Annotated in this window: 17 protein-coding genes; 12 read left to right on the top strand and 5 right to left on the bottom strand. The window is 53.9% G+C overall.

Going from position 1 to position 17,054, the window contains the following annotated elements:
• Positions 1–114 precede the first annotated feature (114 nt).
• Positions 115–726: a HupE/UreJ family protein gene (locus ACYVGU_RS00445; protein WP_460620450.1), complete on the top strand. Its 612-nt coding sequence runs from the start codon at positions 115–117 to the stop codon at positions 724–726.
• A 192-nt stretch (positions 727–918) separates the two neighbouring features.
• Positions 919–3,279 (top strand): M1 family metallopeptidase, encoded by a 2,361-nt coding sequence (locus tag ACYVGU_RS00440; protein WP_460620449.1) that lies wholly within the window; start codon positions 919–921, stop codon positions 3,277–3,279.
• Positions 3,280–3,363: 84 nt separating this feature from the next.
• Here the strand turns inward: ACYVGU_RS00440 and ACYVGU_RS00435 are convergent, their stop codons facing one another.
• Positions 3,364–3,954 carry a hypothetical protein gene (locus ACYVGU_RS00435; RefSeq protein WP_460620448.1) on the bottom strand — a complete coding sequence of 197 codons (591 nt, stop codon included), beginning with the start codon at positions 3,952–3,954 and terminating at the stop codon, positions 3,364–3,366.
• A gap of 331 nt (positions 3,955–4,285) precedes the next feature.
• Here ACYVGU_RS00435 and ACYVGU_RS00430 point away from each other — a divergent pair, with 331 nt between their 5' ends.
• Complete coding sequence (locus ACYVGU_RS00430) at positions 4,286–4,660, top strand: PH domain-containing protein (protein WP_460613035.1); 375 nt, start codon at positions 4,286–4,288, stop codon at positions 4,658–4,660.
• A gap of 88 nt (positions 4,661–4,748) precedes the next feature.
• Positions 4,749–5,390, top strand: coding sequence for a beta/alpha barrel domain-containing protein (locus ACYVGU_RS00425; RefSeq protein WP_460620447.1), 642 nt, complete (start codon positions 4,749–4,751; stop codon positions 5,388–5,390).
• A gap of 726 nt (positions 5,391–6,116) precedes the next feature.
• On the opposite strand, the gene ACYVGU_RS00420 is transcribed toward ACYVGU_RS00425, so the two are convergent.
• Positions 6,117–7,499, bottom strand: a complete 1,383-nt coding sequence (locus ACYVGU_RS00420) for an NAD(P)/FAD-dependent oxidoreductase (RefSeq protein WP_460620446.1) — start codon at positions 7,497–7,499, stop codon at positions 6,117–6,119.
• Between the two features lie 158 nt (positions 7,500–7,657).
• On the bottom strand, positions 7,658–8,341 hold the full coding sequence (locus tag ACYVGU_RS00415; RefSeq protein ID WP_460620445.1) for a carboxypeptidase-like regulatory domain-containing protein: 684 nt from the start codon (positions 8,339–8,341) through the stop codon (positions 7,658–7,660).
• 126 nt (positions 8,342–8,467) lie between these two features.
• Between ACYVGU_RS00415 and ACYVGU_RS00410 the strand changes: the two genes are divergently transcribed.
• The 4 genes from ACYVGU_RS00410 (at position 8,468) to ACYVGU_RS00395 (ending at position 10,648) form a co-directional block, all read left to right on the top strand.
• Entirely contained in the window at positions 8,468–8,866 is a 399-nt protein-coding gene (locus tag ACYVGU_RS00410) for an ArsR/SmtB family transcription factor (RefSeq protein WP_460620444.1), read from the top strand.
• A 37-nt stretch (positions 8,867–8,903) separates the two neighbouring features.
• Positions 8,904–9,230: a (2Fe-2S) ferredoxin domain-containing protein gene (locus tag ACYVGU_RS00405; protein WP_460620443.1), complete on the top strand. Its 327-nt coding sequence runs from the start codon at positions 8,904–8,906 to the stop codon at positions 9,228–9,230.
• Between the two features lie 139 nt (positions 9,231–9,369).
• The gene (locus ACYVGU_RS00400) at positions 9,370–10,065 is read left to right on the top strand and encodes a YjjG family noncanonical pyrimidine nucleotidase (RefSeq protein WP_460620442.1); all 696 of its coding nucleotides are present in this window, start codon (positions 9,370–9,372) and stop codon (positions 10,063–10,065) included.
• A 34-nt stretch (positions 10,066–10,099) separates the two neighbouring features.
• Positions 10,100–10,648, top strand: coding sequence for a nucleoside/nucleotide kinase family protein (locus tag ACYVGU_RS00395; RefSeq protein WP_460620441.1), 549 nt, complete (start codon positions 10,100–10,102; stop codon positions 10,646–10,648).
• A gap of 209 nt (positions 10,649–10,857) precedes the next feature.
• Here ACYVGU_RS00395 and ACYVGU_RS00390 read toward each other — a convergent pair whose 3' ends face one another.
• Positions 10,858–11,988: a neutral zinc metallopeptidase gene (locus ACYVGU_RS00390; RefSeq protein WP_460620440.1), complete on the bottom strand. Its 1,131-nt coding sequence runs from the start codon at positions 11,986–11,988 to the stop codon at positions 10,858–10,860.
• Between the two features lie 246 nt (positions 11,989–12,234).
• Positions 12,235–13,230 carry a glycoside hydrolase family 43 protein gene (locus tag ACYVGU_RS00385; RefSeq protein ID WP_460620439.1) on the bottom strand — a complete coding sequence of 332 codons (996 nt, stop codon included), beginning with the start codon at positions 13,228–13,230 and terminating at the stop codon, positions 12,235–12,237.
• Positions 13,231–13,419: 189 nt separating this feature from the next.
• Here ACYVGU_RS00385 and pruA point away from each other — a divergent pair, with 189 nt between their 5' ends.
• From pruA to ACYVGU_RS00365, 4 genes are all read left to right on the top strand, one after another.
• The gene (gene pruA / locus ACYVGU_RS00380; RefSeq protein ID WP_460620438.1) at positions 13,420–15,090 is read left to right on the top strand and encodes an L-glutamate gamma-semialdehyde dehydrogenase; all 1,671 of its coding nucleotides are present in this window, start codon (positions 13,420–13,422) and stop codon (positions 15,088–15,090) included.
• 296 nt (positions 15,091–15,386) lie between these two features.
• Positions 15,387–15,779 (top strand): NADH-quinone oxidoreductase subunit A, encoded by a 393-nt coding sequence (locus ACYVGU_RS00375; RefSeq protein WP_460613046.1) that lies wholly within the window; start codon positions 15,387–15,389, stop codon positions 15,777–15,779.
• A 70-nt stretch (positions 15,780–15,849) separates the two neighbouring features.
• Entirely contained in the window at positions 15,850–16,404 is a 555-nt protein-coding gene (locus tag ACYVGU_RS00370) for an NADH-quinone oxidoreductase subunit B (RefSeq protein WP_460613047.1), read from the top strand.
• Between the two features lie 78 nt (positions 16,405–16,482).
• On the top strand, positions 16,483–17,046 hold the full coding sequence (locus tag ACYVGU_RS00365) for an NADH-quinone oxidoreductase subunit C (RefSeq protein WP_460613048.1): 564 nt from the start codon (positions 16,483–16,485) through the stop codon (positions 17,044–17,046).
• Positions 17,047–17,054: the final 8 nt, after the last annotated feature.

Below are 17,054 nucleotides of genomic sequence, written 5' to 3'. Positions count from 1 at the left end.
ATACTACCCCCGTTTGGTAGGGCATAAAAGTGACGTACAAAGCTTCTTAAACGAAGTATAGATTTCCTTTTTAAAACCTTATTCCAAGTAAAGAACACCTTGTAGATTTGCCCGATGCCATCTGTCTTCACTACTTACCTTCAGCTCGGTTTCCACCACATTTTCAACCTGCAGGCCTACGACCATATGGTGTTCCTGCTGGCCTTGTGCGCGCCGTATGTGCTGCAGGATTGGCGGAAGGTAGTGGCGTTGGTAACGAGCTTTACCATCGGCCACTCCATAACGCTGGCCTTAGCTACGCTGGGGGGCATAGGCTATTCGGCGAAGGCCATCGAGATGCTAATACCAGTCACGATTGTGCTGACGTGCATCCTGAACCTGGCGCAGGCTGGTAAAGCCAACGCTCGCCTCACTGACCGGCGCAAACCCACCTCCCTGCTCCTGACGCTGCCCAACTTGCTGGCTGCTGTGTTTGGCCTAATCCATGGCCTAGGGTTTTCCAGCTACCTGCGCGAACTGCTAGGCCGCCAAAGCCGGCCGGTGCTGGAGCTGCTGAGCTTTAACCTAGGCGTAGAGCTCGGCCAGCTGCTGATTGTGGGCATTATTCTGTTGGTGGGGTTTGTGCTGCTGCGCATCCTCAGCGTTTCGCGCCGCGACTGGCTGCTGGTTACAAGCGGCGCAGCGCTGGGCATTGCCGTGGTGCTGTTACTAGGGCAGTTGCAGTAGCCAAGTACCCTAGCGAACCGACGGTTTGGCTCTGCTGTTGGCCTAGTAATGCGGGGCCTACCAAGCAGCAATTTACTTGCAGCATTGTGCAACGCTCCGGGCCACATGGTGTCTTTCGCGGCACGCGCGGGTAACTGCGCCGCTGGTATGTATCTTCGCTTTTCCTTGCGACTTCTTTTCTCCCCTTCTTTTATGCTGAAACCTACTCTGCTGGTTGCCGGACTGGTAGCGCTGCTAGCTACACCCACGCTGGCGCAGAATACCCACTCCGGAACCGACAAATTTGCCCAGCTCGGTACGGAGCTGCCCACGCCGAACTCGTTCCGGACGGCATCGGGCGCCCCGGGCCGCGACTACTGGCAGCAGCGTGCCGACTACAACATCAAAGTCACGCTCAACGACGCCAACCAGAGCATCACGGGTACTGAGGACATTACCTACACCAACCTCTCGCCCGATAAGCTCAGCTACCTGTGGCTGCAGCTAGATGCCAACATCTACGCGCCCAACTCCATGACGACCTCGACCCAGACGGCGGAGCTGCGGAATAAGATGTCGTTTGAGGCGCTGGATTACATTAAGCGCTCCGGGTTCGATGGCTCGTTTAAGATTGACGACATCCGGATGAAGGGTGCCGGCAAGCAGCTGCCGTACACCGTGAACTACACCATGATGCGGGTGGATCTGCCGCAGGCCCTAGCCCCCAAGCAGTCGGTAACCTTCACGGTGAAGTGGCACTACACCGTGAACGACCAGAAGGCTACTGGCGGCCGCTCGGGCTACGAGTACTTCGAGCAGGACAAAAACTACCTCTACGAAATTGCCCAGTTCTATCCGCGCATGGCCGTTTATGACGACGTGAACGGCTGGCAGCACAAGCAGTTCCTGGGCCAAGGCGAATTCACCTTGCCTTTCGGTGACTACAAAGTAGCCATTACCGCTCCCGCCGACCACGTGGTAGGCGCTACCGGTACGCTCCAGAACGCCGACCAGGTACTGAGCTCTACGCAGCGCAAGCGCTTTGATGATGCCAAATCGGCCTCCAAGCCTATTGCTATTGTAACGCAGCTGGAGGCTACCAAAGCCGAGCAAGGCCGCGCCAAAGGCACCAAAACGTGGGTGTATTCGGCCAAAAATGTGCGTGACTTTGCCTGGGCTTCTTCGCGGAAGTTCATTTGGGATGCCATGGGGGTGAAAGTAGAAGGCAAGCCCGTAGTGGCTATGTCGTACTACCCCAAGGAGGCGAACCCGCTGTGGGGTCAGTACTCTACGCAGGCTGTAGCGCATACCCTGAAAACGTACTCGAAATTCACCATTCCTTACGAGTACCCCGTGGCTATTTCGGTGCACGGCCCCATTGGCGGCATGGAGTACCCGATGCTGAGCTTTAACGGCTACCGCCCTGAGGCCGATGGCACGTACTCGGCAGCCACGAAGTATGGTCTGATCTCGGTAGTTATTCATGAAGTAGGACACAACTTCTTCCCGATGATTGTGAACTCCGATGAGCGCCAGTGGACGTGGATGGACGAAGGTCTGAACACGTTTATGCAGTACCTCACGGAGCAGGAATGGGAACGGGGCTACCCCTCGCGCCGCGGCGAACCCGCCCAAATCGTGCCCTACATGAGCATGAACCAGAACATGCAGAACGCCATCATGACCAACTCGGAGTCGGTGCTGCAGCTGGGCAACAACGCCTACGGCAAGCCTGCCACGGCGCTGAACATTCTGCGCGAAACGGTAATGGGCCGCGAGCTGTTTGATTACGCCTTCAAGACCTACGCCCAGCGCTGGGCCTATAAGCACCCCACCCCCGCCGACTTCTTCCGCACCATGGAAGACGCCTCGGGCGTGGACCTCGACTGGTTCTGGCGTGGCTGGTTCTACGGCAACGAACATACTGACATCAGCATCGAAGGTGTGCAGTGGTACAAGGTTGACTCCAAGAACCCCGACATTGAGAATGCTGCCCGCCGCGAGGAGCTGAATGCCGCTCCCAAAACCCTGTCGCAGCAGCGCAACCTCCAGGATATCAAGAAAACCCTGCTGGACGACAAGCCCGAGCTGAAGGACTTCTACAACGGCTACGACCCGCTGACTACCACCGACGCCGACAAAGCGCGCTACCAGCAATACGTGGCCAAACTCACGCCCGAGCAGCAGGAAGTGCTCAACAAAGGCCTCAACTTCTACCAGATGAGCCTGAAGAACCTGGGCGGCCTCGTAATGCCCGTTATCGTGCAAATGACCTACGCCGATGGCACGCAGGAAGTGGTGAACATTCCGGCTGAAATCTGGCGCAAAAACAATGTAGAGGTAACCAAGGTGTTCGTGACCGAAAAGCCCGTGGCTTCGTTCACCCTCGACCCCTACCTGCAAACCGCCGATACGGACCTCTCGAACAATGGCTTCCCGCGCAAGTTGGCGCCGTCGCGCTTCGAGCTGTTCCAGCAGCAGCAGCAGCCCGCTACCAACCCCATGCAGCAGCGCAACGTGTCGTCGCAGCAGCCGAAGCAAGGTGGAGGAACTACCGGTGCCGGCGGCAACTAGCCTCCTGATGTGCTTATTAAAAAAGCCTTCCTTTAATTAGGAAGGCTTTTTTATTTGTTTAAATATCTGCATTAACACCAGCATTTATAGATAGATTCTATTTGAGTTTAACAACCAAGGACTTAGCTTGCTATTAGTTTTAAGGTATTTAATTATTTCTTTTTTATTTTTATTTTCAATATTTATTGTACCAGTCCAAAAGTCTCTTATCTTATCATTGTTTATCCCAAAGAGCAGAACACGCTCACACATACCTACTCCACCAGTATAAAACGCTATAATAACAGTATGTTTACCTATTCCTAGATAGGTAATTTGCCTATTCGGCATATAAGGATTATCATCAACTACATCAGTTGATTGGAATGGTTGATTAAAATCAGCAATATCAAAAGTATCGGTAATAGACACGCTATTCAAAGCATTGGCAATAAATTTCGGCATAAACTTTTTACTGGTTTTTTCCTCAATTGAATCACTCTCTATTTTCGACAGTATAGATGTCAGATTGCTATTACTCAATATTGCAGAAGTATCTATCCTAAATATAGGTTTTATTTTTTTAACACTATAAATTAAAACATCATCAATTACAATATCATCTTCAATTGATTTAGTTGCAGTTGAAATTTCAATGTTGTTTTTCGACTTATTGTCTGAATCTGAACAAGCCACTACCAATAGCAGACCGAGAAATATGCTCCTATTTTTCACATTACACGCTATTCAGATTTCAAAAAGATATATCAGCGGCGGCATCAAGTATGATTCTAGTGCTTTTGCAGAACCAAGCAAGATTAACTTAAGCGCTTATGAAGGCGACATTTCGAGTATAGTGAAGAAACAGGGCAATGCCTATACTCTGTACCACTGCCAAGTTTTTTAAACAGATATAAATACGTTTGACATATAAGAGACTATACAGAAAGTGACGGACAATGCTAAGTTGCGTACACTTCTTAAGCTGGATACTTTTTAACTACACTATCACAAAACCACTCGCCCTATGGGACTTCTCGACGGACTACTCGGCAACGCCTCGCAAACTGATGCTAATGAAATTCAACTGGAGCTGAGCCAGCTGCTAGCGCCGGGCGAGCAGGTGCGCAATGCCTACGCCGTCATTCGGGACCTGATGGTGTTCACGACCAAGCGCCTCATCATGATTGATAAGCAAGGCGTAACGGGCAAAAAGCGCGAGTACCTAAGCATTCCGTACCGCAGCATCGAGCGATTTTCCATGGAAACTACCGGCCACTTCGACCTCGATGCAGAACTCAAAATTTGGGTGCGTGGCCAAACGGAGCCCATCAACAAAACCTTCCGCGGCGACAAAAACGTGTACGACGTGTACCGGGCGCTTAGTGAGTTTGCGATATAAACGGGGCTAGTAAATCGGCCAGATTAAGGCGCTGATGCGAAAACCTCCGTAATGGAGGGTAGCTCAACCATGCTTTCTCTTTTTGCCTATGGCTCGTTTTCCAGCTGCTTACACGCTTACACAGGCCCAGCAGCACCCACTGATTCCGGTTTTTTACCATGCGCAGGAAGCATATGCGCGCACCGTACTGGCCGCCAGCTACGCCGCCGGCGTACGCCTCTTTGAGTTTACCAACCGGGGCCCCGAGGCGCACACCATTTTTGCTAACCTGCAGCGCTTTGTAGAGTCTGATTATCCCGATTTGCTGCTTGGCGCTGGCACTATTTTCACGGCCGAAGAAGCGGGCCGCTTCATTGATGCTGGCGCTGATTTTATCATTCAGCCGATTACAAGCCTCGATGTGGCTGCCACTTGCCGCAGCCATGATTTGGCGTGGCTACCTGGCGCCCAAACCCTGAACGAAGTGTATGAGGCCCACCGTTTGGGTGCTACGTTGGTAAAGTTGTTTCCCTCAGCGTATCTCACGCCTGCTTACCTTCAAATTCTGCGCGGCCCCTTGCCTCACGTGCCCCTACTGGTGACGGGCGGCATTCAGCCCACTCACGAAAGCCTGAGCGCATGGAAAGAAGCAGGAGCTACCTGCGTTGGCCTGGATGCGCGCCTGCTGGATACTGCTGACCCTAGCCGCCTTACTGCGCAAGTGACTGAGCTACTAGGTGCCTTGCGGTAGCCAAGTTGCTGGTGGGTTATGTTCTGTTGAACTAGCAGACTCAGCAAGATGCAACCTGCCTCAGGCCTAGCGACTCTTGGGAGTATACCTCTACCCAAGAAATTATGAAGCTTCCTTACTCCATTGCACTAGTTGGCTTATGTGTCCTGAGCTTTGCAAGCTGCCGCGAGGACCCCGCGCCCTCGGTAGTAGTGCCGTGCACCCGTGTGAAGATGCTAGGGCCAAGCTGCAACGGAACCCTACTTCAGATTCAGGAAGACAATAAGGGAGGTAAAAGTATTACCTATCAAGGCACCCTTTACCCGAATGTAGTTGGCACTTATTCTGCGTTGCCTGACACCCTTGTTGCTGGAGACGAGCTAGTAGTTGCGCTGCGAACGGCAACGGCTACTGAAGCGACACCCCGCCCCTGCCTAGCCATCTACCAAACCTACGATGTACCGCAAATGGTGGTAGAGAGCCCACGCTGCCCAAAGTAGCTCGAGACAGATTGTACTGGGCAAACTATGCCTGAGAGACAGTAAAAAGTAAGTGACTGCAAAGTTGTTGTGATCCTCCTGATGGTCATACTGAGCGCAGTGGAAGCATGACCGGACTTGAGTTTCCAGACACAACCTAAAAGAAACGCTGCTTCTGTTAGGTGAAGGAACTTGCTAGTGCTACTACTACAAAAAAACACCCTAGCTCTTACACTAGGGTGTTTTTTTATACAAACCAATTGAACAACTATCCTCCTACTACTGCCGCATTCGGGACGGGTACGGATGGATTGTACTCAGGCGTAGAGGCGTTATGCTGAGCCGTGGTTTTGCCTTTGTCATCTTTGAAATCATTGCGCTTGTAGGGCCGGATAATAAGGCGCAATGCTTTATCGGAGCTGAAGTAGCTGATGGCCCAGCCAATGAACGTAACGACTTTGTTGCGGAAGCCTACTAGGGTCATGAGGTGCACAAACAGCCAGGTAAGCCACCCGAAGAAACCGCCAAAGTGCTTGTCGCCGGGCAGGTCTACTACGGCGCGGTTACGGCCCACAATGGCCATGCTGCCTTTGTTCACGTACTTGAACGGCTTAAGTGCGTCCCCCCGCAGGAAACGCTTCAGGTTGGCGGCTAACTGCTCGGCCTGCTGAATGGCAACCGGCGCCAGCATGGGGTAGCCGCGCGGCATTTCCTCGGTCACCATGTTGGCCACATCACCGATGGCATAGATGTTTTTGGCGCCCGTCACGCGGTTCACTGTATCCACGTTGATGCGCTTGTTGCGGGCTACTACCTCCTCGGGCAGGCCTTCTACGGCCGCGCCGTTCACGCCGGCCGCCCAAATCAGGTTTTCGCTCCGGATGAATTCGGTATCAGAGTAGAACAGCTTGCCGTCCTCGAAGCGCTTGGCCTGGGTATTGAGGCGCACGTGAATGCCCATTTCCTCCAGGTATTTCTTGGCTTTCACCTGCGAGTCCTTCGACATCGGCCCCAGCACTTCGCCGCCTGATTCCACCAGATAAATTTCCATCTGTTTCAGGTCTAGCTCGGGGTAGTCCTGGGGCAGCACGTCTTTTCGCATCTCAGCTAGTGAGCCACATATTTCAACGCCCGTAGGGCCGCCGCCTACCACTACCACATTCAGCAAGGCCTGGCGCTGGGCGGGGTCTTCGGTGAGCAGAGCTTTCTCGAAATTCTGAAACAGGTAGCTCCGCAGGTTCAGGGCATTCGGCACGCTCTTAATCTGCATGGAGTTGCGCTCAATGCTTTCCAACCCGAAGTAGTTGGTAAGCGAGCCGGTGGCAATAACCAAGTGGTCGTAGTGGATGTCGCCGATGTTGGTTACCACAGTGTTGCGCTCGGCCTCAATGCGCTGCACATCGGCCATGCGAAAAAAGAAGTTGGTCTGGCCCGCAAAAATCTTTCGGATAGGATACGCAATACTGTCGGCCTCCAAGGCGCCGGTGGCTACCTGGTACAGTAGGGGCTGGAAGTTGTGGTAGTTGTTGCGGTCGATGACAACCACCTGCACGGGGGAATCGGCTAGGTCTTTGGCCAGCCGCAACCCCGCAAAGCCGCAGCCAATGATAACAACGCGCGGCTGAGAGGTAACCGGAAGATTGGTATCCATAATCGGTATCAGAAAGTGATGGGACAGGACGAGACCAACCCCAGGCAACAGTGCCAAAATCCTGTACCGAAAAAGCAGGGCTGAGGTTATAAAAAAAGCCCACCACGCTGACCCGAAGGCAGCGTGGTGGGCATAAGCGGTTTGGCGCGCGAAGAGGGCTAGTAGTCTACCCCTTCTTTTTTCTTAAACTCTCCGTCTTTCACCTGCTTGATGAGCTGAAGCCAGCTGAAGGGGTTGAGCAGCGGGTTGTTGGTAGCCGGGGTGGCCCCAAAGCCCATGCGGCGCTGCTGGTCGTACTGCTGGTTTTGCATGGCCTGGCGGTAGTTGCCCATGCTGGAGGCCGGCAGCGTGTTGAACATGCGGCGCATCACTTGCTCGTTGAGCTTTTCGGCGGCAGTCCGGTCTTGCTCAGCGGGGGCCTTCATGGCCAGGAAGGCTTCTTTAAAGGCCTTTTCGGTGGCATACGGGAAGATGCGTACTTCCGGCAGTATGGTGGCGTCTTCCTTTAGGTTCACGATGACGGAGTAGCTCTGGCGCTGATAATCAGGCGGAATAACCACGTACTGATTGCGGTAGCCCAAACTCCGGATAACAATACTGTCGCCGGCCAACACGGGCAGAGAGAAGTAGCCGTAAGGGTTGGAAATGGTACCGCGTCCGGCTTTGGGTACGAAAATGGCGGCACCCTGCACACCCAGCAAGGAGTCGCCGGAGGCCACAATGCCGGTAAACTGCACCACTTTGCGCTGGCCCTGTGCCCGCACCTGACCGGGAGCCAGCAGCAACGCTACCAGCAAAAACCCTAGCAGGGCCGGCAAAAAAGAAACATGAATTCGAGCCACAGCAGACATACAAGGCATTACAGACGACAAAGATACGGCACTTTCGGGGGCCGCTGGTGGGTTTAACCTAAATTCGGGCCTAGCCACTTTGGTTCAGCTTCTTCAATTTCCCGCTTTCGTCTAAAGATGCGCCTCAAACACTTTACCGTTGCATTCGGCCAGCAACTATTCAAAGCCCTTGGCGATGAAAGCCGCGTGCGCATCCTGCATTTGCTGTGGCGCAACCAGGAAATGTGCATTTCTGACCTTGAGCAGGTGCTTGATTTCACCCAGACCAAAACCTCCCGTCAACTAGCGTACCTGAAAAATGCGGGCCTCGTAAACTTCAAGCGCCTCGACAATTGGGTGTTTTACTTCATTAAAGATGAAGCGCAGGATTTCCTGCACCAACTGCTGAGCTACATGGAGCGCGACCCGCAGCTGGTGCACGACCAGAAGATTTACCAGACACTCTGGTCGAATCGGGAGCTGGCGGCGTATAAGCTGCAAAACCGCCGTTGGACCGGCAGCCCCGAGCCGCGCTGAGTTGGCTAGGTCTCCTCTCCTGCTTAACCCCAATTCTGTGAAGTCTGTCGCCGTTACCCGCCTGTTCGTTTGCACCGCCCAAAAAAATGAAGTGGGCAAAGATGTAGCCCGGGCCCTGAAACTAGAGCTGAAAAAACAAGGCCTAAAAAGCCTGCTGCTAGGGGGTGAAAAACGCAAAACCCGCGTGCAAACCTGCAACTGCCTCGACCTATGTAAGCATTGCAAAAAAGGCCCCGGCGCAGCGCTCATCATCTACCCCGAAGGCACCGTATACGGCGACGTAAAGCCCAAAGACGCCGCCGAAATTGTGCACGAACACTTGGGCGAGGGCCGGGTTGTAAAGAGACTAGTGCTAGAAAGTTAAGCATTCATCTCAACTACCCTTACGCTCCCTTATTCCCGCTCAATCAGCCGGCACCTAGGCGGCGCCTCTGCCGTTCGTTGCAGCGGTTTAGCTTGCCTCAGCACCTAGTATATCTTCCTTGCTCTGACCTCCTCGTCTCTTGAAATACCGTCATCTTTTTTTTGATCTGGATCATACGCTTTGGGACTTTGAAACCAACGCCGATGAAACCCTGCGCCACCTCTACGATTTGCACAAGTTAGAACGCCACCGTGCCTTCACCGTGGAGCAGTTTATTCAGGTCTATTCTGACATTAACCACGGCTTGTGGCGCCTGTACCAGGGCGGCAAGATCACGCAGGAGCAGCTGCGGGCCACCCGTTTCCCGCGCACCTTCGTGAAGCTAGGCCTGACGGAGGCCGACTCTCCGGTTAACATCTCCTCGGAGTTTACTGATTTGCTGCCTCTGAAAACGGCCGTGTTTCCGCACACCTACGAGGTGCTGGATTACCTGCGCGACAAAGGCTACGAGCTGCACCTGATTACCAACGGCTTCCGAGACATTCAGTACGTAAAACTCAACTCCTCGAAGCTGACGGACTACTTCCAGGAAATTGTGACCTCGGAGTGCTGCGGCCATCTTAAGCCCGATACCCGCATTTTTCAGCACGCCTTGGAGCGCACCGGCGCCACCGCCCCAGAAAGCCTTATGATTGGCGACAACCTGGAGTGCGACGTGCTAGGCGCCTACAACGCTGGCCTCGACCAGGTGTATTTCAACCCTGACAAGCGCCGCCACTTCAACGAAATAACCTACGAAATCAGCTGCCTCAGCGAACTGAAGGACATTTTGTAGGTATAGCCAGCCGGAACTCCCGACCTTTGCCGCTATGATACACCTAGTAGGTCTTTCGGGAAAACGCGGCAGCGGCAAAGACACCGTGGCGCGGCTGCTTCAGCAGCTGCAACCGGAGCGCCAGTGGTACATTCGCTCTTTTGGTGATGCCATTAAAGCCGTGTGTGCTGCCCTGGCGGGCGAAGAAGTAGCGCCCTATTACTCGCAGCGTGGCAAAACGGAGCTGCTGCCTGCATTCGGGCGTACACGCGGCGAAATGCTGCAGCAGGTGGGCCAGGCCATGCGCCTATGGGAGCCGGATATCTGGATTCAGGCTTTCTTCTCGCGCCTTCCGCCCAACGCCTTTGTGCTAGTGCCTGATGTACGCTTTCCTGGCGAGGCCGACCTCATTCGGCAGCACGGCGGCCTGATGCTACGCGTGGAAGGCGACCCGTTGCGCCAGCGCGGCGACGGCACCCGCGACGACAACCACCCCAGCGAAATCGCCCTCGACACATACCCCAGTTTTGCCCTCACTATCCATAACTCCGGCTCCCTATCAGACCTAGAGCGGCAAGTGCGCGAGCTAATGCAGCGGCTGTAAACAATGCTTGCGGAAAAGTACACCCGCCTAATACGCTAAACTGGCCCGTCTCACTCAGCGGTTATTTTGCTAGGCATCAGGTACTGCTAAAGTGCGCCAGCCACTAATGCTTTGCGCTTCAGCCAGATTTGGCACCTAGTACTTAACAAAAGGAAAAGAGGACGAATTAATAATTCGTCCTCTTTTCCTTTTGTCACTTGGCTCACGCTCTATTGAGTTACCAGTTGCGGCAATTTTGCTTCAAATAAGGCCGTGAATTGCTGGCTTGAGAGAATGTGTCCTTGTTTCTGGGCATCATTTGCAATGCTATATCCCCATGCCGCGGCGGCCATGCGCTGAGTAGGCGTGCCATGGTGGCCATTGCTTGTGAAACTGCAGTCGCCGATGTTAAAGAATACCTGCAGGAATTGCTGTACTCTTTTCCACTGCATAGCAGCTCCTCGTGCATGAGAAAGGTAATAGGCAGAATAAGCATCCGCCATCAATTCGGTTCGGCGGGTAGCTTCCGGAGAAGACACTTTGCCAAATAAGTTTAGCTGAAACTGGATTTGGTGCCCGAACTCGTGGGCTAAGATTGCCTGAGGAGCTACATCGTCGAAACCGATGGCCGTGTAGGCTTCCATAATGCCATCTCCCATAATAATTTTATTAGGGATGGTACCGTAGGGAGGAAAGTTGAAGCCTTTCAGGGCGAAGGCGTTGAAAGTGAAGATTGGATGGTTGCCCTCCCTAAGCTCCGGGAAAGAGTCAAGAAGCACTAAAACGAAGTCAGCATAATACGCTGCTGAGGCATCATCCAGGCCATATACCGCTTTGTATGTTCTGATGATTTTGCTGCGGTCTTGCAGCATGCTGCCGTGCATAGCAGCCAGCACCATGTCGCTGGTCTGAATGTTCCAGAAGCGCCGCAAGTCTTTGAACGCCTTGGTAAGCGGCTGAGTGTACTCTCCCTTTACGCCAAAATACTGGTTTTCAGAGCTGTTTTCGAATACATACGCATCATATGTAGGCAAATCGAACATTGCCGTGAAATCAGCATAGTAGAATGCATCAGCCGACCAATCTGCTAGTTGCTCATTCAGCCACAGATTTATTGAAGTATTTCTGCTACAGGGCGTTGGCTGCAAAGCCAATGCGCGCAGCACCATATCCCGGTGTTGCGGATCGGTTGTGAGAACCAATGAGGCATTGGGTGTGGGCTTCGCTAGCGTTGGTGCCGACAACTGAGCAGATTGTTTGGTAGCAACAGGTTTAACTTCGCTTTCAATTTCCTTCTGACAGCCAGTTGCTAGGACGGTGGAGAAGGTAAGTAATGCCAGTGCGCGTTTAAACTGCTTCATACAGGGACGATTAGTGTGGAGTAAGGTGGAATGAAATGAAGGCGCAATCAGAGTTCCGTCATGCCTTGTATCTACAACAGCATTCAGAACGCGGTATTATATTGTCCGTAAATTATATTTTTCTTAACTATTACAATGCAAAGTATAATATAATATCAGAATAAGCTAAATATTATTTCCACCGATAGTCTTACTAATCGCCTACTTCATCCTCTCCTCCAACCGGACATATCATATCCGCTATTATTACACACTAGGTGCCTCCTGTTCCTGATACGATGGGGCACCGCCCGTAATTAGCCGCGGCCAGCCATCCACGTATTCCAGCCGGTCAAGGAGCATTACGCGGCGGGAAAAGCCCTGTTCATCATCAATTGCATGGAAAGTGGGTTGCTTCGGGTCGATAGCATGGTAGGCCAGCCAATCGTGCCCGGCGGCGTCAGTCACTACACAGTTGTGCCCCGGAGCAAGCCAGTGCTCATTGCCTTCCAGCAGCGTACGGTACGGGTCATGGGTGGCTTCGGCTAGCGTTTCGAAGGGGCCCGTGGCTGCGCGCGACCTAGCAACAAGCACGGCATAATGCGCATCGGGGCCGCAGCAGTTGTTGCCGGAATAGAATAGGTAGTACCAGCCGTTGCGCAGCACCACCCAGCTGCCTTCCAGCAATTGGTCGTAGCGACGTGGGTCACCGGCGCCGGCGGGTTGCAGCAGTACTATTTCCTGGCTGCCAGCGGCAAAGGAAAGCCGGTCTTCGGCCAGCTCCCGCACGCGCAGCGGCCCGAAACCCGAGCCCCAGTACAAAAGGCGCTTACCGGTCGCGGGGTCGTCGAAAGACATGGGGTCGATTTCCCGAAACCCCCGGCCACACTTGAGCGGCGCGCCAATATCCCGAAACGGGCCAGCAGGAGTTGCGGCGGTGGCTACGGCTAGGCACAAACCGGCACCGGAGTCCGGTTTGGCTGAATAATAGAGGTAGTAAATGCCATTGTGCTCGCTCACGTGCGGCGCCCAGAACTTTTGCGTGGTCAGGGCCCACAGCGGTTTCGCTGGTAAGCCTTCGCCCAGGTGCTCCCACTCAATCAGGTTAGAGGAGCGGGCTACCTGCAGATTGATGATGTAGCTGTTAGGGTGCTTGGTTTGGGTACCGTAGGCATAGTAATATCCGTCCGAAGCCCGGATAATGGTAGGGTCCGGAAAGTCAAAATCCCAGATGGGGTTGCGGTACGTAGCAGCGTCAGACATCGGCAGACCAGGCAAAAAGAAACGAGAAGCATTCTGCTGAGCTAAACGGATTTCGGGGAGCGAGGATGTCCTAGGCCACCATACACGCTCAACCCACTTAGATTTTGGCTAACAAGCATCTATTTCCGTTCACTGGCTACCTTTGCCACTACCCTCCACCATCCACGCAACCCAAAACCAGCAACCCCCATGGCCAACGGATTTTTCAACGTTCCTGTCCCGATTAACGAGCCGGTTAAGGCATACGCTCCTAACTCGCCGGAGCGCACTGAGCTACTCAAGATGCTCAAAGAGCTAAAGCAACAGGAGCGCGACATACCTATGCACATTGGCGGCCAGGAAGTACGCACCGGCAAAACCCAGCGCATTTTCCCGCCCCACGACCATAAGCACACCTTAGGCTACTTCCATGAAGGCGATGCCTCGCACGTGCAGCAGGCCATTGACGCCGCCCTGGCCGCCCGTACCGAATGGGCCGAACTGCCCTGGGAGCAGCGCGCCGCCATCTTCCTGAAAGCCGCCGAGCTGTTGGCTGGCCCCTACCGGGCCCGCCTGAACGCAGCCACCATGCTGGGCCAGAGCAAAAACGCCTTCCAGGCAGAAATCGACGCAGCCTGCGAGCTGATCGACTTTTTCCGCTTCAACGTGCACTTCATGCAGCAGCTCTATCGCCAGCAGCCCCAGAGCCAGCCCGGCATGTGGAACCGCTTGGAGCACCGTCCCCTCGAAGGCTTCGTGTTTGCCCTCACGCCCTTCAACTTCACCTCCATTGCCGGCAACTTGCCTACCTCGGCCGCGCTGATGGGCAACGTAGTGGTATGGAAGCCCGCCAACACCCAGATCTACTCGGCGCAGGTGCTGATGGAGTTGTTTAAAGAAGCCGGCGTACCCGATGGCGTTATTAACCTAGTGTATGTTGATGGCCCAACAGCAGGTGATGTTATATTCTCACACCCTGCCTTTGCTGGTATTCACTTCACGGGCTCCACGGGCGTGTTCCAGAACATCTGGCAGACGATTGGCCAGAACATAAAGCGCTACAAGAGCTACCCCCGTATTGTGGGTGAAACCGGCGGCAAAGACTTTATCTTAGCTCACCCTTCGGCGCACGCCAAAGCAGTAGCTACCGCCATTACCCGTGGCGCGTTCGAATATCAGGGTCAGAAGTGCTCGGCGGCTTCGCGTGTGTACCTGCCTAGCAACTTGGCTACCGAAATCCTGGGCTATGTAAAGGAAGACTTGGCCTCGTTTAAAATGGGCGATGTTGAGGACTTCTCGAACTTCATCAACGCCGTTATCAGCGAAGCTTCGTTCGATAAGCTGGCCAAGTATATTGATGGCGCTAAGTCCGACAGCAACGCCGAAATTGTGGCGGGCGGTGGCTACGATAAGTCAAAAGGCTACTTCATTGAGCCCACAGTTATCGTGACCAAAGACCCCAAGTACACCACCATGTGCGACGAGCTCTTCGGCCCCGTGGTTACGGTGTATGTGTACGACGAAGCCGAGTTTGAGCAGACCTTAGAGGTAGTAGACACCACGTCGCCGTACGCCCTCACTGGCGCTATCTTCTCGCAAGACCGCTACGCCATTGATCTGGCCTCGAAGAAGCTGGTGCAAGCGGCCGGCAACTTCTACATCAACGACAAGCCAACTGGTGCTGTGGTAGGCCAGCAACCCTTCGGTGGGGCCCGCGCTTCCGGTACCAACGACAAGGCTGGATCTTTGCTGAACCTGCTGCGTTGGGTGTCGCCGCGCGCCATCAAAGAAACGTTCGTACCCGTAACGGATTACCGCTACCCCTTCCTGGGCGTGGAAACCGGCGAAAACCTGAACGTAACCGGCCAGGGCGGTTTCTAACCTGACCAGACTTAGTAAACAGGAAGCCATTGCAGGAAACTGCAGTGGCTTCTTGCTTTACTGGCGCCACTAAGCCGTGGGCTTTAGGCTGAAGCTAGGCTAGCAGTCAAGAATCAATATCTCATCAAGAACATATTGGCTTTGTGTTGGATTGTACTTGTACGATACAGCGCATCGGCTATCCATCCTAGTTGCATTGCCAGGCGTGCAGCCAGATTTCACGTTTGTTCCGCCCGCATTTCGTGGTACCTTTGCCTTCCATGCCGTTTCTGAGCGGCCTTACTTTGTAGACGCCTATGCTTCTCGCTGTTACAACCCAGTACCAACCTTCTGACTTCCTGCCGATTATCGTGCAGTTTGTGCTTGCCATAGCTTTCGTGGCTTTCTCTATGATTGCGTCCCACTTGCTGGGACCGCGCCGCAAGAGCGTAGTAAAAGACGAAGCTTTTGAGTGCGGCATCGAATCGGTGGGCAACGCCCGCACCCCTATTTCGGTGAAGTACTTCCTCACGGCCATCTTGTTTGTACTCTTCGACGTGGAAGTAATCTTTATGTATCCCTGGGCTGTGAACTTCCGCGCCCTGGGTAAAGAGGGCTTCTATGAAATGATTGTATTTCTGGCGCTGCTGATGGCTGGTTTCGCTTACGTCATCAAAAAAGGCGTTTTGCGCTGGAATGAGGCCCGCTAGGGCAACCTTTGAGCCCAGGCGTGTGTTGCCTGTATGAAGCATTTCGCTTCTCCCAAACTGACTGACCATCATGGAAAATAGAGCTCCTGAAATCAAAATGGTAGACGCCCCCGAGGGCATGGAAGGCGCGGGCTTCTTCGCTACCTCCCTGGAGAAAGTTGTGGGCATCGCCCGCGCTAACTCCCTCTGGCCACTACCATTCGCTACCTCTTGCTGCGGCATCGAGTTCATGGCTACCATGGGCGCCCGCTACGATATTTCCCGCTTCGGCTCCGAGCGCCCCAGCTTCTCGCCCAGGCAGGCCGACCTGCTGATGGTGATGGGTACCATTGCTAAGAAAATGGCTCCTATCGTGAAGCAGGTGTACGAGCAGATGGCCGAGCCCCGCTGGGTGCTGGCCATGGGTGCCTGCGCCTCTTCGGGTGGTATCTTCGATACCTATTCCGTGCTGCAGGGCATCGATCGGATTATCCCGGTTGACGTGTACGTGCCCGGCTGCCCGCCTCGCCCAGAGCAGGTGCTGGATGGGTTGATGCGCATCCAAGACCTAGCACGCAACGAATCGACGCGCCGCCGTAACTCGCCCGAGTATCAGGCTTTGCTAGCGTCTTATAACATTAAGTAAGCAGCTAGTAGCGGGAGGTAAGAACCTATTACTTGCCTCCCGCCACTAGTTCCTATCTTCAAGCTTCTCAAAGAAAGAATGGCTGACCAAAACGAATCCCCGGCGGCACAGGAAGCGGCAGCTGTCCAGGACCCAGCCGCGCAGAAAAACGCCCAATTGCTGGCCTTGCTGCACCGCTTGTTTGGCGAGGACGCTTTTACTGAGGTAGAAGAACCGTATGGCCTACTAACGGCGACCACCACGCGGGAGCGGATTCACGATATCATTGCCGGTTTGCAGCAGGACCAAGAGTTGCAGCTCAACTTCCTGACCACCATGTGCGGCATGCATTGGCCTGAGAAGAAGGACCAAGAGCTAGGCATGGTATATCACCTGCACAGCCTGACCCAAAATATCCGGTTGCGGCTGAAGATCTTCTTCCCCATTGCCGACCCGGTAGTACCCACCATGACGGACCTCTACGCTACTGCCAACTGGATGGAGCGTGAGGCCTTTGACTTCTACGGCATCATTTTTCCCGGCCATCCTAACCTTATGCGCATCCTTAATGTGGATGACATGGACTACCATCCCATGCGCAAAGAGTACGCCCTGGAAGATGGCACCCGTGAAGATAAAACTGACCTTTTCTTCGGCCGCTAGGCCCCTGG

The sequence above is a fragment of the Hymenobacter tenuis genome, from assembly GCF_054780495.1.
This window is presented reverse-complemented; position numbering and strand designations above follow the sequence as displayed.

Coding starts and splice junctions, on each gene's coding strand:
- ACYVGU_RS00445 (WP_460620450.1), top strand. CDS start 115: ATGCCATCTGTCTTCACTACTTACCTTCAGCTCGGTTTCCACCACATT.
- ACYVGU_RS00440 (WP_460620449.1), top strand. CDS start 919: ATGCTGAAACCTACTCTGCTGGTTGCCGGACTGGTAGCGCTGCTAGCT.
- ACYVGU_RS00430 (WP_460613035.1), top strand. CDS start 4,286: ATGGGACTTCTCGACGGACTACTCGGCAACGCCTCGCAAACTGATGCT.
- ACYVGU_RS00425 (WP_460620447.1), top strand. CDS start 4,749: ATGGCTCGTTTTCCAGCTGCTTACACGCTTACACAGGCCCAGCAGCAC.
- ACYVGU_RS00420 (WP_460620446.1), bottom strand. CDS start 7,499: ATGGATACCAATCTTCCGGTTACCTCTCAGCCGCGCGTTGTTATCATT.
- ACYVGU_RS00410 (WP_460620444.1), top strand. CDS start 8,468: ATGCGCCTCAAACACTTTACCGTTGCATTCGGCCAGCAACTATTCAAA.
- ACYVGU_RS00395 (WP_460620441.1), top strand. CDS start 10,100: ATGATACACCTAGTAGGTCTTTCGGGAAAACGCGGCAGCGGCAAAGAC.
- ACYVGU_RS00390 (WP_460620440.1), bottom strand. CDS start 11,988: ATGAAGCAGTTTAAACGCGCACTGGCATTACTTACCTTCTCCACCGTC.
- ACYVGU_RS00385 (WP_460620439.1), bottom strand. CDS start 13,230: ATGTCTGACGCTGCTACGTACCGCAACCCCATCTGGGATTTTGACTTT.
- pruA (WP_460620438.1), top strand. CDS start 13,420: ATGGCCAACGGATTTTTCAACGTTCCTGTCCCGATTAACGAGCCGGTT.
- ACYVGU_RS00375 (WP_460613046.1), top strand. CDS start 15,387: ATGCTTCTCGCTGTTACAACCCAGTACCAACCTTCTGACTTCCTGCCG.
- ACYVGU_RS00370 (WP_460613047.1), top strand. CDS start 15,850: ATGGAAAATAGAGCTCCTGAAATCAAAATGGTAGACGCCCCCGAGGGC.
- ACYVGU_RS00365 (WP_460613048.1), top strand. CDS start 16,483: ATGGCTGACCAAAACGAATCCCCGGCGGCACAGGAAGCGGCAGCTGTC.